Source organism: Thermomonas brevis (genome assembly GCF_014395425.1).
GTDB classification, from domain to species: Bacteria; Pseudomonadota; Gammaproteobacteria; order Xanthomonadales; family Xanthomonadaceae; genus Thermomonas; species Thermomonas brevis.
In genome coordinates this window covers 694309-708130 of record NZ_CP060711.1, presented here as the reverse complement: position 1 = coordinate 708130, position 13822 = coordinate 694309, and the positions used below count along the sequence as shown (strand labels likewise).

The window sequence follows — 13822 nt, the reverse complement described above, 5'->3', positions numbered from 1 at the left end:
CCGATGAAGCCCGGCTTCAGGCCGCGGCGGCCTGGGCCACGCGCGGGCCTTCGAGGATGGCGCGCTTCACCATCGACACCACCAGCTTCATCTCGTCCTCGGTGACCGCGAACTGCGGGGTGAAGCGCAGCGAGTTCTCGCCGCCGTGGATCACGCCGATGCCGTGCTCGCGCATCCATTCCTCGGTGGAACCGGCGCCGTAGCCCTTGAACTCCTTGGTCAGCTCGCAGGAGAACAGCAGGCCGGTGCCCTGCACCTTGGTGATCGGCCCGCCCAGCTCGGCCTTCAGCGCTTCCAGCAGGGCGATGGCGTCGCGCCCGCGCTGCTGGATGTTGGCGCGCAGCGCCGGGGTGAGCTGGCCCAGCACGGTGCAGGCCACGTCCAGCGCGCGCGGGTTGGCGGTCATGGTGTTGCCGTACAGGCCGCGCTTGTAGATGTCGGCGGCGCGCTCGGTCACGGCGACCACCGACAGCGGATACTGGCCGGCGTTGAGCGCCTTGGAATAGGTTTCCATGTCCGGCGCCTGGATGCCTTCGAAGCCGGGATAGTCGACGATCGACAGGTAGCCCGTGGCGCGCAGGCCGGCCTGGATCGAGTCCACCAGCAGCAGGCTGCCGTGCGCCGCGGTCAGCTCGCGGGCGAGGTTGTAGAAGGCCACCGGCACGCTGCGGCCAGGATCGCCTTCGCCCATGACGGGTTCGAGGAACATCGCCTCGATGAACCAGCCGTTGGCGTCGGCGTCGGCGAACGCCTTGCGCAGCGCGTCCATGTCGTACGGCGGCACGGTGACCACCGAATCCTCGCCGCGGAAGCTGGCCAGGTGCTGGATGTAGGTCTTGCGGCTGGAATCGGAATACAGCGCCGGGCGCTCGGTGCGGCCGTGGAAGGCGCCCTTGACCACCAGCCGCTTGATCGCCTTGCCGGCGTGGCGCGCGCCGGCGTCGGTCAGGGACTTGGCGTTGGCGTCGACGATGCGCGAGGCCAGCGAGACCGACTCGGAGCCGGAGTTCAGGCACATGAAGGCGGTGTACGGACAGCCGCCGGCGGTCTGCCCGATCTCCTTGCGCATCGCCCGCGCGAAGCGCAGCTGCGACACGTTCGGGGTCATGATGTTGGCCATCGCCTGCGGCTTGGCCATCGCCTCGATCACCGCCTGCGGCGCGTGGCCCAGGCCGAGCATGCCGTAGCCGCCGGTGTCGTACAGCACCGCGCCCTTCAGGGTCACGATCCACGGGCCGCGCGCGGTCAGCGCGACGTAGGGGTTGGCGGCGTCGGCGGCGTAGAAGTTGACGAAGCCGGCCTGCACCTCGCGCGCCTGCGCGTCCTCGTCCAGGTCCAGCAGCTCCGGGAACTCGGCGCGGATGCGCTCGTACTCGGTCGCGGCGGCGGCGACGGCCTCGCCCAGCTGCGCGTCGCGCGCGGCGAAGTCGAGGACGATGGCGTCGGTGAGGCCGGTGGTGCGGGCCTTGCCGTGGGCGCGGAGCGGGGCGAGGGTGTCGATCAGGCTCATGAGGGTCTCCCTTCGGGGCCGGGCCGCAGGATGGCGACTGGCGCAAGTCTCCAATTATCGCGGGTTCGGCGTCGTTCGGTAGGGTGGATTCGCCTTGAACGACGGGCATTTTGGGCGGATCGCCAGTATCATTCGTCGATATGCGTATTTCGCCCGCCGACGAACAGCTGCTGTCCCTGCTCCGCGAGGACGCCCGCGCCGCCACCGCCGACATCGCCCGCCGGCTGGGCCTGTCGCGCACCACCGTGCAGAACCGCATCGCTCGGCTGGAGCAGCAGGGCGTGATCCGCGGCTACACGGTGCGCATCGACGACGAACTGGAGCGCAACCGCATCCGCGCGCACATCCTGATCACCCTGCGGCCCAAGCAGATGACCGCGGTGGTGAAGTCGCTGCAGGCCATGCACGAGGTGCGCGTGCTGTATTCGATCAGCGGCGGCCACGACCTGATCGCGCTGGCGGTGACCGCCACGGTGGGCGAGATGGACGTGCTGACCGACCGCATCGGCGCGGTCGACGGGGTGGAGCGCACCAATACCTCGATCATTCTTTCGACGAAGTTCGAGCGCTGACCGAGCGATTAGACTACGCACCGCATTTTCCGCTTTTGCCCGTCATTCCCGCGAAGGCGGGAATCCAGCGTCTTGGTGTTTGCCGCACAGGCATGAAAGCCACTGGATTCCCGCCTTCGCGGGAATGACGGAACAGCCACCGGCTTCATTCCTTGAAAACTTCCGATTTCCATTACGACCTGCCGCAGGAACTCATCGCGCAGGCCCCGCTGCCCGAACGCTCCGCCAGCCGCCTGCTGCACGTGCCGCCGGGCGATGCGTGCTTCGCCGATCTGCACGTGCGCGATCTGCCGTCGCTGCTGCGCGCGGGCGACCTGCTGGTGTTCAACGACACCAAGGTGATCCCGGCGCGGCTGTTCGGCGCCAAGGCCACCGGCGGCCGGGTGGAGATCCTGATCGAGCGCCTGCTGCCCGGCAACGAGGCGCGCGCGCAGCTCGGCGTGAGCAAGCCGCCGCAGCCCGGCAGCCGGATCGCGCTGGACGCGGGCGGCGAAGCGGAAGTGCTGGCGCGCTTTGATGACGGCTTTTGGCAGCTGCGCTTCCAAGTCGAGGGCCCGCTGGAAGCATGGCTCCAGCACGCCGGCCAGCTGCCGCTGCCGCCCTACATCGAGCGCCGCCCGGACGCCGCCGATGCCGAGCGCTACCAGACCGTGTTCGCGCGCGAAACCGGCGCGGTGGCCGCGCCCACCGCCGGCCTGCACTTCGACGAGCCGCTGCTGGCGGCGCTGCGCGAGCGCGGCGTGCAGACCGGACACGTCACCCTGCACGTCGGCGCCGGCACCTTCCAGCCGGTGCGGGTGGACGACGTGCATAACCACCGCATGCACAGCGAATGGATCAACGTCGGCGCGGAGCTGGTGTCGCAGGTGCGGCGCACGCGCGCGGCCGGCGGTCGGGTGATCGCCGTCGGCACCACCGTGGTGCGCGCGCTGGAGAGTGCGCTGGTCGATGGCGAGCTGCGCCCGTTCGCCGGCGACACCAGCATCTTCATCTTCCCCGGCTACCGCATCCGCAGCATCGACGCGCTGATGACCAATTTCCACCTGCCCGAATCCACGCTGCTGATGCTGGTGTCCGCGTTCGCCGGCAAGCAGCGGATGTTCGCCGCCTACGAACACGCAGTGCGCGAGCGCTACCGCTTCTTCAGCTACGGCGATGCGATGCTGCTGTGGCCCGGCGAGGGCGAATCAGGATCTGGCGATCTCCGATAGCGCCTTGGCGCGCACCCGGCTCAACCATGCGCGCCAGATATCCGCCGCAGTGTCCGGGTAGCGCGTCGCTGCGAACGCCACCCATGCGTCTCGGTAGCGCAGCCACAGGCGTTCGGTTTCGCGCACGCCTTCTGACCGGATGGTGCCGTATTCGCCGAAAGCGCCGTCGCCCTTGCCGGCGTCGAGCGCGGCCAGCGTGCGTCGATACGCGGCGTTGAGCGCCTTGTCCGCAGCCGGGAAGTCGGCCGCCTTTTCGTCGGGGCGGATACCCGTCTCGAAGCGTTCCACGTCGCGGAGCAGGGCGATGTCGAGCCGTTCGTAAGCTTCCACCGCGAACGCGCCGTGCGCGGTGCCGCTCATGTCCTCCTCATTGTAGGAGGCGCTCTCGAAATAGGCGTCCGCCGCCTTGAGCAGAGCAGCCAAGGCCGCGCGCTGCGCGGGCGTCCAGCTCGCCTGCAGTGCGTCCCGGCGTTCACTGCGGATGACGCGGGCGAAATCCGCATTCCGCCGCGCACAGACGCCGCCCATCATGCCGCTGGTGATGTCGTCGCAGATGTCGAGCGACGCCTTGTCCTTGCCGCTGGCGATGGCATCGAGATGTTCCAGCCGGCTTTCGACCTCCGCCGGTGCGCCTTCGTATTCGCAGGCGAAGCGCTTGGCGAGCGGGATGTTCCGGGCCACGCCCCGTCCGTTGGCATAGAGCATCATCAGCGCCCCGCTGCCGTCGAACGCATCGGCGTCGCCGGCAGCGCGCGCGCGGTAGGCGCAGCGGCGGGCCGCCGCGTCGTCGCGGCCCCGTCCGTGGCCGTCTTCGCCGTAGTACAGCGAGCGCGTGTCGCAGTCCGTCGGCGCGGTGCCGATGTCCTGCTGCGGAATCGCGACATCCGCCCATTTCCGGCACTCGGTCTCGTAGGGCCATTGGTCGGCGGCTGATATGGGCGCGGCCAGAAAGACCAGCAGCAGGCCGAGAGCAAGGCGCATCGCAACTCCATTGCGCGCCGGGTGGGGGGGCACGATGTCGGCGATAATAAGCGCATGTCCCGAATGTCCTTCCAGTTGCTCGGCACCGATGGCCCAGCCCGCCGCGGCCGCATCACCTTCCCGCGCGGCGTCATCGAGACGCCCGCGTTCATGCCGGTCGGCACCTACGGCTCGGTCAAGGGCGTGCTGCCGCAGCAGGTGCGCGACCTCGGCGCGCAGATCATCCTCGGCAACACCTTCCATCTGTTCCTGCGGCCCGGACTCGACGTGATCGAGGCGCACGGCGGCCTGCACGGCTTCGCCCGCTGGGACGGGCCGATCCTGACCGACTCCGGCGGCTTCCAGGTGTTCTCGCTGGCGCACCGGCGCAAGATCACCGAGGCGGGCGTGACCTTCGCCGCGCCCACCGACGGCCGCAAGGTGTTCCTCGGGCCCGAGGAATCCATGCACATCCAGAAGGTGCTGGGCAGCGACATCGTGATGATCTTCGACGAGTGCCCGCCGGTGAACGGCAAGGACGGCCAGCCGGTGCACCGGCGGGTGGTCGAGAAGTCGATGGAACTGTCGCTGCGCTGGGCGGAGCGCAGCAAGCGCGCGCACGAGGGCAACGACGCGGCACTGTTCGGCATCGTCCAGGGCGGCGTGCACCACGACCTGCGCACGCTGTCGGCGGAGGGCCTGCAGAAGATCGGCTTCGACGGCTATGCGGTCGGCGGGCTGGCGGTCGGCGAGAGCGAGGACGAGCGCAACGCCATGCTCGACCACACCTGCCCGCAGCTGCCGCAGGATCGCCCGCGCTATCTGATGGGCGTGGGCCGGCCGGAGGACTTGGTGGAGGCGGTGGCGCGCGGCATCGACATGTTCGACTGCGTGATGCCGACCCGCAACGCCCGCAACGGCCATTTCTTCACCTCCACCGGGGTGGTGCGGGTGCGCAACGCCCAGTACGAGCACGACCTGCGGCCGATCGAGGAGGGCTGCGACTGCGTGGCCTGCGCCGGCGGCTTCAGCCGCAGCTACCTGCGCCACCTCGACCGCTGCAACGAGATGCTGGGGCCGGTCCTGGGCACCCTGCACAACCTGCGCTACTACCAGCGGCTGATGGCGCAGATGCGCGATGCGATCGCCGGCGGAACTTTCGCGGCGTTCCGCGAGTCCTTCTACGCCGCGCGCCGGCTTTAGCGCCCTCCCTTTCGCGTAGCGAAGGGGAGGGTTGGGGAGGGATGCTCTTCGCGCCAAATACCGAAAAGAGCAACCCCCTCCCGGCCTCCCCCTGCTTCGCAAGGGGAGGAGACAAGCTGGGCATGGCATAATCCCCGGCTGGCCTCGGCCAGCTCCCTTGTTTCGCTGACACGGATTCCCCGATGAACCCGCTCGATTTCCTGATCCCCGCCGCCCATGCCCAGGCCACCGGCGCCCCCGCCGCAGGCGGCAGCATGATGTCCACCCTGCTGTTCCCGGTCATCCTGATCGCGATCATGTACTTCCTGATGATCCGCCCGCAGATGAAGCGGCAGAAGGAGCACAAGGCCATGCTGGACAAGCTGGCCAAGGGCGACGAGGTCATCACCAGCGGCGGCATCGCCGGCACCGTGGTCGGCCTGAGCGAAAGCTTCATCACCGTCGAAGTCGCCAGCGGCGTGCAGCTGCGCGTGCAGAAGGGCGCCATCGCCAGCGTCCTGCCCAAGGGCACGCTGAAGTCCGCCTGATCCTTTTCCTGCCGCAAGAGGCGCGCGCCCGTGGGGGCGTGCGCGGGGTGCCGCGATGCTCGAATATTCCCGCCTGAAATACCTGATGATCCTGCTGACGCTGGCGCTCAGCGTGCTGTACGCGGTGCCTAACGCGTTCCCGCAGGATCCCGCCGTGCAGATCACCGCCAACCGCGGCGCGAGGGTGGACGACGCGCTCAAGGCGCGCGTCGAGGCCGCGCTGAAGAAGGCGTCGGTGAAGGCCATCGGCACCGAGATCGACCGCGACGGCAACCTGCTGGTGCGCACCGCCAGCGACGACGACCAGACCCGCGCCGCCGACGTGGTGCGCGACGAGCTGGGCAGCAGCTACGTGGTCGCGCTGAACCAGGCGTCGACCGTGCCGGCCTGGATGCAGCGGCTGGGCGCCAAGCCGATGTTCCTCGGCCTGGACCTGCGCGGCGGCGTGTACTTCCTGATGCAGGTGGACCGGCAGGCCGCGCTGACCAAGCGCTTCGAGGCCACCGCCGAGGACATCCGCAGCCTGCTGCGCGACAACCGCATCCGCTACGTCTCGGTCGAGCCGACCGCCGGCGGCACCGTGGTCGCCAAGCTCGGCGCCGGCCAGAACGTGGCCGAGGCGCAGCGCCTGATCGTGCGCGACATGCCGACCTACCAGCTCGACGCCCAGGGCGAGACCATCAGCGTCCGCATCCCGGAGGCGGAGCTCAACAAGATCCTGACCGACGCGGTGCAGCAGAACATCGGCACCCTCAGCAACCGCATCAACGAGCTGGGCGTGGCCGAGCCGATCATCCAGCGCCAGGGCGCCGACCGCGTGGCGGTGCAGCTGCCGGGCGTGCAGGACACCGCGCAGGCCAAGCGCATCCTCGGCGCCACCGCGACGCTGGAATACCGCGGCGTGGTTGGCGAGGCGAATGATGCGGTGCTGGCGCGCGAGAGCGGCAACGTCCCGCCGGAAGCCCGCATCTACAACCGCAAGGAAATCGGCCCCGACGGCAAGCCGATGCCGGTGCTGCTCAACAAGCGCGTGATCGCCTCCGGCGAGCAGCTGCAGAGCGCGTCCTCGTTCTTCGATTCGCAGAGCGGCACCCCGGCGGTGCGCGTGCGCCTGAACGCGATCGGCGGCCAGCGCATGTTCGATTACTCCAGCGCTCACGTCGGCAAATTGATGGCGGTGGTCTACATCGAGCGCATCCCCGAGGTGAAGATCATCGACGGCCAGGAGGTGCACACCACCCGCACCAACGAGCAGGTCATCTCGGTCGCCACCATCCAGGGCACGCTGGGCAAGGAGTTCCAGACCACCGGCCTGGAAAGCATGAAGGAAGCCTCGGACCTGGCCCTGCTGCTGCGCGCCGGCGCGCTGGCGGCGCCGATGGACTTCGTCGACGAGCGCACCATCGGCCCGAGCCTCGGCAAGGAGAACATCGACCGCGGCCTGAAAGCGGTGGGCTTCTCCTTCATCTTCGCGCTGGGCTTCTTCCTGATCTACTACCGCATGTTCGGCCTGATCACCTGCCTCGCGCTGCTGATCAACCTGTTGATGGTGTTCGCGCTGATGTCGGTGATCGGCGCCACCATGAGCCTGCCGGGCCTTGCAGGCATCGCGCTGACGGTGGGCATGTCGGTGGACGCCAACGTGCTGATCAACGAGCGCATACGCGAGGAACTGCGATTGGGATTGCCGGTGCAGAAAGCGATCGCCGAGGGCTACGACCGCGCGTCCGGCACCATCCTCGACGCCAACGTCACCGCCTTCCTCGCCGGCCTCGCGATGTTCGCGTTCGGCAGCGGCCCGCTGAAGGGCTTCGGCATGACCACCATGCTCGGCATCATTACTTCCGCCTACACCGCGGTGTCGGTCTCGCGCGGCATCGCCACGCTGATCTACGGCGGCAAGCGCAAGCTGAAGTCGGTCGCGATCTAAAGGAGCACGCCAGATGAAACCGTTCAATGTGTTCCCGTACGACAGCAACATCGACTTCATGCGGATGCGCTGGGTCTCGCTGTCGGTGGCCCTGCTGCTGATGCTGGTCGCGGTCGGCGCGATGGCGACCAAGGGCTTCAACTTCGCGCTGGACTTCACCGGCGGCATCGGCGTCGAGCTGCGCTACGACAAGGCGCCGGATGTCGACACCGTGCGCGACCAGCTCGACGCGGCCGGCTTCCGCGGCGCGCAGGTGCAGAACTTCGGCAGCGGCAACGACCTGCTGGTGCGCCTGCAGGCCGACGAGCAGAAGGAAGGCGGTCCCGACCAGGCCAGCAGCATCGGCGACGCGGTGGCGAAGGCGGCCTCGCTGGACGGCAACCCGGCCACCCGCCGCAGCAGCTCGGTGATCAGCGCGCAGGTCGGCAAGGACCTGGCCCTGAACGGACTGTACGCGGTGCTGTTCGTGATCATCGGCTTCCTGGTCTACATCTCGCTGCGCTTCGAGAAGAAGTTCGCGATCGCCGCGATCATCGGCACCATGCACGACGTCGTGGTCTGCGCCGGCTGGTTCGCGGTCAGCGGGCACGAGTTCGATCTCAACGTGCTGGCCGGCATCCTGTCGGTGATGGGTTTCTCGATCAACGACACCATCGTGGTGTTCGACCGCGTCCGCGAGAACTTCCGCGGCCTGCGCGCCGACCCGGTGGAGATCCTGAACAAGTCGGTCAACCAGACCCTGTCGCGCACCGTGATCACCTCGTTCGTGGCGTTCCTGACCGTGGTGGCGCTGTACATCTACGGCGGCGATTCGCTGAAGGGCATGGCCGAGTCGCAGATGATCGGCATCATCATCGGTACGCTGTCCTCGATCTTCATCTCCGGCGCGCTGCTGACCATGGGCCCGCTGCGGGTGACCAAGCAGGACCTGATGCCGAAGGCGAAGGACCACGCGGAGCTGGCGCGCCGGCCCTGAGCATTTCCTTCTCCCCGCGATGCGGGGAGAGGGGAAAAAGAAAGGCCGCGCAGTGCGCGGCCTTTTTCTTTGCGGAACAGCGAGACCGCGATCAGTTGAACGCGGCGGCGTAGCCCGACTGCACGATGACCTTCTGCAGTTCCGCGCTGAGCTTCTGGTTGCCGGCCAGCAGCTGGCGGCCATGGATGCCGCGTGCGTCCAGCGGACCGGTCGCCGCGCCGCGGAAGTCGCAGACGCGGCCGCCGGCCTCGCGCACCAGCAGCACGCCGGCGGCGATGTCCCAGGGCTTCACCCCGGCCTCGAAATAGCCGTCGCTGCGGCCGCAGGCCACGTAGGCCAGGTCGAGCGCGGCCGAACCGGTGCGACGGATGTCCTCGATGCTGCGCAGCAGTTCGCGCACGCATTCCAGCTGCGCCGGCGCGCGTTCGCGCTCGCGCGGCGGGAAGCCGGTAGAGAGCATCGCGCCGTCCAGGTCCTTGCGTTCGGAGACGCGGATGCGGCGGTCGTTGAGCACCGCGCCGCTGCCGCGGCTGGCGGTGAACAGCTCGTTGCGCAGCGGGTCGAAGATCACGCCGTGCTGGACCTCGCCCTGTTCGACCATGGCGATCGACACGCACCAGTGCGGGAAGCCGTGCAGGTAGTTGCTGGTGCCGTCCAGTGGGTCGATCACGAACAGCGCGCCGCCCTTGCGGCCCTGCGCGCCGCCTTCCTCGCCGAGGAAGGCCGCGTCCGGGTAGGCGCGGCGCAGCTCCTTCACCACCGCCTGCTCGGCCTGCTCGTCCACTTCGCTGGCGTAGTCCAGCCGATCCTTCTCGATCACGTTGATCGCGTCGAGCCGATTCATGTTGCGCAGAAGTACGCCCCCGGCCGCGCGGGCCGCCTTGACCATGACGTTGACGACGGGTTTTTGCATGGCGAAAGCGCCTCGGTGGAGTGAGGTGAAGGGGACGACGGCGGAAAAGAGCGAATCCCGGCGCAGCGGCCGGGCTGCAAAGTTTACCATTCGCACATGAATGCACCATCGAATCCGGCCATCGCCGACCGCCTGCGCATCGTCCTGGTCGGCACCCAGCATCCCGGCAACATCGGTTCCGCGGCGCGGGCGATGAAGACGATGGGGCTGTCGAAGCTGATGCTGGTGGCGCCGGAGAAGGCGCCGGACCGCGACACCCACGCGATGGCGGCGGGCGCGGACGACCTGGTCGAGGCCGCGCCGGTGTTCGCCAGCCTGGCCGAGGCGGTGGCCGACTGCCAATGGGTGCTGGGCGCCACCGCGCGCAGCCGGCGCATCCAGCTGGAACCGCTGCATCCGCGCGACGCCGCCGCCCGTGCCGTGGTCGCGGCGGCCGGCGGGCCGGTGGCGCTGGTGTTCGGGCGCGAACGCACCGGCCTGGACAACGAGGAACTGCAGCTCTGCCACGCGGCGGTGCACATCCCGTCCGACCCGGCGTTCAGCTCGCTCAACCTCGCCGCCGCCGTGCAGGTGCTCAGCTACGAGCTGCGCTGCGCGCTGCTGGGCGACGCGGGCGCGGCAACCACTGACGTGCGCACGCCGCCGCCGGGCGAGGGCGCGGCCTCGCACGCGGAGCTGGAGGGCTTGTTCGGCCAGCTCGCCGAGACGCTCGACCAGATCGATTTCCACAAGGGCCGCGCGCCCGAGTCGGCGATGCGCAAGCTGCGCCGGCTCTATCTGCGCGCCAACCTCGACAGCGCCGAGATCCGCCTGCTGCGCGGCGTGCTGGCCGATGCGCAGCGGATGGCGCGTTTGGCGGGAGAGGCTTCCGATATCGGAAAAATCGGTTAGCCTGCCGACGTAGGAAGCCAGGGGGGCTCTGCACGCATCCATGCGCCGCTTCACGCCAGCGTTGTCGTGCCTGTTGTGCCTGTTGCTGGCATGGATGCCCTCCGTCTTCGCGCAGGAAAGCCGCACGCGGGAAGTCCCGCCCGGGGACGACGCCGACATATTGGTGCTGGGCCGCGTCAGCGACGATCCGAAGGCGCACTACGACCAGCTCAAGCCGCTGCTGGACTACGTCATCCCGCGCATGGCCTCGGTCGGCATCCGCGGCGGCCGCATCCTGATGGCCAAGGACCTGCAGCAGATGAGCAGCTACCTGCGCCGCGGCCGGGTGGACTGGATCAACGAGACCGCCGGCAACGCCGCGGTGCTGGAGCATCGCGGCGTGGCGCGCTCGTTCCTGATCACCGAGCGCGAGGGCGCCACCCGCTACCACAGCCTGTTCTTCGTCCGCCGCGACAGCCCGGTGCGGACGCTGCACGACCTGGCCGGGCGCAGCGTCGCCTTCCAGAGCCCGTATTCGACCAGCGCCTACTACCTGCCGGCGGCGAAGCTGCTGGAGGACGGTGAATCGCTGGAACTGCTGCTGTCGCCGATGGACAAGCCGGGCGCGGACCGGGTGGGCTACGTGTTCGCCCGCACCGAGCTCAACATCACCACCTGGGTGCACAAGCGGCTGGTCGACGCCGGCGTGCTCAGCAACCTGGACTGGATCAACCCGGCGCGGATGCCGCCGGCGTTCGCCCGCGACTTCCGCATCGTCGGCCGCAGCGACGACGTGCCGCGCGCGCTGATGCTGGCGCGGCGCGGCCTGGACCCGAAGGTGGAGGCGCGGCTGCGCGAGGTGCTGATGGCGGCGGCGCAGGACCCGGACGCCGGCGAGGCGCTGCGGCGGTTCATGGACACCGCGCACTTCGTGCCGATCGGCGACGACGACCGGCGCGCGCTCGACCGCCTCGCCAACGGCGTGCAGCGCGTGCGCACGGAGGTCGAGTGAAGCGCGCCGGCCTGACCCTGCAATCGCGCTTCCAGGTGGCGATCCTGCTGGTGCTCGCGATCGTCGTGCTGATGATGGTGCTGCTGTGGAACCGCCAGCAGGGCAGCCAGCGCGAGATCGTCGGCATCGTCCGCGAAAGCACCCACGCGCTGCTGGCCGAGCAGATGCGCGCCGGCGGCGAGGCGCAGGTGCGGCAGCTGGCCGATGCGTTGGCGAACCCGCTGTACTACTTCGACCTGGACGCGATCGGCATCCTCACCCGCGCTGCGCTGCGCGCGCCGGACGTGGACTACGTGCTGGTCTACGACGCCGACGGACGCATCCTGCACGACGGCTCCGGCGACATCGCCGCCTACGGCCGGCCGATGAACGACCCGTTCGCCGCCGAGATCGTCGCCGCCAAGGGGCCGCATACCCGCCAGAACGGCGAGCTGCTGGACGTGTCGTATCCGATCTCGATCGGCGAGGAACGGCTGGGCGGGGTGCGCATCGGCTATTCGATGGCGACCGTCGCCCGCTCCGAGGGGCGCGCGCTGGACGGCCTGCGCGCCGGCTTCGACGACGTCAACCGGCGCAGCCTCAACTGGCTGCTGCTGCTGTGCTGCGGCTTCGCCGCCGTGTCGCTGGTCGGCGCCGCGATCCTGCAACGCATGCTGGTCAAGCCGATCCGGATGCTGGGCGACGCCGCCCGCGAGATCGAGGCCGGCAACTTCTCCTCGCCGGTGCCGGACAGCCGCCGCGAGGACGAGCTGGGCGACCTGATCCGCACCTTCGGCCGCATGCGCGAAAGCGTGGCGCGGCACGACCGCGACATCCGCCGGGTCGCCTACAGCGACGCGCTGACCGGGCTGGCCAACCGGCTGGCGTTCCGCGAATCGCTGGAGCAGCGCCTGCGCGAGCAGCAGGGCGCGGGCTGCCAGCTGGCGCTGCTGTTCGCCGATCTCGACGACTTCAAGCGGGTCAACGACACCCTCGGCCACGAGGCCGGCGACGAGGTGCTCTTACAGGTCGCCGCGCGCATCGAGCGGGCGGTGCAGGGCGTCGAGGGCGCGGACACGCTGGTGGCGCGCTTCGGCGGCGACGAATTCGTGATCCTGGTGCAGTCCGGCGGGCCGGAGCCCGACGCGGGCGTGCGCGGCAAGGCGATCCGGCTGGCCGAGGCGCTGGTGCTGGCGCTGAGCGAGCCGATGCTGCTGCACGGGCGGCAGGTGCTGCTGGGCGCGTCGGTGGGCGTGGCGATCTTCCCGGAGGACGCCGGCAGCGCCTCGCTGCTGATGAAGAACGGCGACATCGCGATGTACCAGGCCAAGATGGCGGGCAAGAACTGCTACCGCTTCTACAGCCGGACCATGGACCTGGCGATCGAGCGGCGCGTGCGCATGGAGCACGACCTGCGCGGCGCCTGGGATCGCGGCGAGCTCAGCCTGGTCTACCAGCCGATCTACCGCACCCGCGACCGGGTGCTGGTCGGCGCCGAGGCGCTGCTGCGCTGGAACCACCCGGAAGACGGCGCGGTGGCGCCGTCGGTGTTCATCGACGTCGCCGAGCAGAGCGGCCTGATCGAGAACATCGGCCTGCTGGCGCTGCGCAACGCCTGCGCCGAGGCGGCGAGCTGGCCGGTGCCGCCGGGCGCGGGCGAGCCGCCGTTCGTGTCGGTCAACGTCTCCGCCCGCCAGCTGGGCAGCGGCGACCTGCTGCGGCAGGTCGCGGGCGCGCTGCAGCAGAGCGGGCTGGCGCCGGAGCGGCTGCACCTGGAGCTGACCGAAACCGCGGTCATCAGCGACGAGGCCAATGCGGTCGCGCTGCTGGGCCGGCTGCGCCAGCTCGGCGTGAAGGTGTGGCTGGACGATTTCGGCACCGGCTATTCCAGCCTCAGCCACCTGCGCCGGGTGCAGGCCGACGGCCTGAAGATCGACCGCAGCTTCATCACCGACCTGCTGCGCGACCCCGACGACTTGGCGCTGACCAGCGCGATCATCGCGATGGCGCATTCGATGGGCGTCACCGTGGTGGCCGAGGGCGTGGAGCGGGTGGGGCAGTTCGACCTGCTGCGCGAGCGCGACTGCGATCTGGTGCAGGGTTACTGGCTGGGCCACCCGCAGTCCGGGCAGGAGTTCACCGCGCTGCTGGGCTGAGCG

11 protein-coding genes and 1 pseudogene are annotated in these 13822 nt (G+C 69.4%); 9 read left to right on the top strand and 3 right to left on the bottom strand.

Annotated features, from left to right (window positions below; genetic code table 11):
- Positions 1-16: 16 nt before the first annotated feature.
- A complete protein-coding gene (locus H9L17_RS03220; protein ID WP_187570927.1) occupies positions 17-1510 on the bottom strand; it encodes an aminotransferase class III-fold pyridoxal phosphate-dependent enzyme in 1494 nt (497 codons plus the stop codon).
- A gap of 140 nt (positions 1511-1650) precedes the next feature.
- On the opposite strand from H9L17_RS03220, the gene H9L17_RS03215 reads away from it, so the two are divergent.
- Positions 1651-2082: an Lrp/AsnC family transcriptional regulator gene (locus tag H9L17_RS03215; protein WP_187570926.1), complete on the top strand. Its 432-nt coding sequence runs from the start codon at positions 1651-1653 to the stop codon at positions 2080-2082.
- Positions 2083-2234: 152 nt separating this feature from the next.
- Positions 2235-3293, top strand: coding sequence for a tRNA preQ1(34) S-adenosylmethionine ribosyltransferase-isomerase QueA (gene queA, locus H9L17_RS03210; RefSeq protein WP_187570925.1), 1059 nt, complete (start codon positions 2235-2237; stop codon positions 3291-3293).
- Here queA and H9L17_RS16270 read toward each other — a convergent pair.
- Entirely contained in the window at positions 3270-4274 is a 1005-nt protein-coding gene (locus tag H9L17_RS16270) for a lysozyme inhibitor LprI family protein (RefSeq protein ID WP_187570924.1), read from the bottom strand. The genes queA and H9L17_RS16270 overlap by 24 nt on opposite strands.
- Positions 4275-4328: 54 nt before the next feature.
- On the opposite strand from H9L17_RS16270, the pseudogene tgt reads away from it, so the two are divergent.
- From tgt to secF, 4 genes and pseudogenes are all read left to right on the top strand, one after another.
- Positions 4329-5467, top strand: a pseudogene (tgt, locus tag H9L17_RS03200) (tRNA guanosine(34) transglycosylase Tgt); the annotation flags it as partial.
- A gap of 171 nt (positions 5468-5638) precedes the next feature.
- Positions 5639-5983, top strand: a complete 345-nt coding sequence (yajC, locus tag H9L17_RS03195) for a preprotein translocase subunit YajC (protein ID WP_187570922.1) — start codon at positions 5639-5641, stop codon at positions 5981-5983.
- A 55-nt stretch (positions 5984-6038) separates the two neighbouring features.
- Positions 6039-7913 (top strand): protein translocase subunit SecD, encoded by a 1875-nt coding sequence (gene secD, locus H9L17_RS03190; RefSeq protein WP_187570921.1) that lies wholly within the window; start codon positions 6039-6041, stop codon positions 7911-7913.
- A 13-nt stretch (positions 7914-7926) separates the two neighbouring features.
- The gene (gene secF, locus H9L17_RS03185; protein WP_187570920.1) at positions 7927-8889 is read left to right on the top strand and encodes a protein translocase subunit SecF; all 963 of its coding nucleotides are present in this window, start codon (positions 7927-7929) and stop codon (positions 8887-8889) included.
- A 91-nt stretch (positions 8890-8980) separates the two neighbouring features.
- Here the strand turns inward: secF and H9L17_RS03180 are convergent, their stop codons facing one another.
- Positions 8981-9802 carry an inositol monophosphatase family protein gene (locus H9L17_RS03180; RefSeq protein WP_187570919.1) on the bottom strand — a complete coding sequence of 274 codons (822 nt, stop codon included), beginning with the start codon at positions 9800-9802 and terminating at the stop codon, positions 8981-8983.
- Between the two features lie 96 nt (positions 9803-9898).
- Here H9L17_RS03180 and H9L17_RS03175 point away from each other — a divergent pair, with 96 nt between their 5' ends.
- From H9L17_RS03175 to H9L17_RS03165, 3 genes are all read left to right on the top strand, one after another.
- Positions 9899-10693 carry an RNA methyltransferase gene (locus tag H9L17_RS03175; RefSeq protein WP_187570918.1) on the top strand — a complete coding sequence of 265 codons (795 nt, stop codon included), beginning with the start codon at positions 9899-9901 and terminating at the stop codon, positions 10691-10693.
- Between the two features lie 94 nt (positions 10694-10787).
- Positions 10788-11684: a phosphate/phosphite/phosphonate ABC transporter substrate-binding protein gene (locus H9L17_RS03170; protein ID WP_187570917.1), complete on the top strand. Its 897-nt coding sequence runs from the start codon at positions 10788-10790 to the stop codon at positions 11682-11684.
- Positions 11681-13819, top strand: a complete 2139-nt coding sequence (locus H9L17_RS03165; RefSeq protein ID WP_246455155.1) for a putative bifunctional diguanylate cyclase/phosphodiesterase — start codon at positions 11681-11683, stop codon at positions 13817-13819. The genes H9L17_RS03170 and H9L17_RS03165 overlap by 4 nt, the downstream gene beginning before the upstream one ends.
- Positions 13820-13822 lie beyond the last annotated feature (3 nt).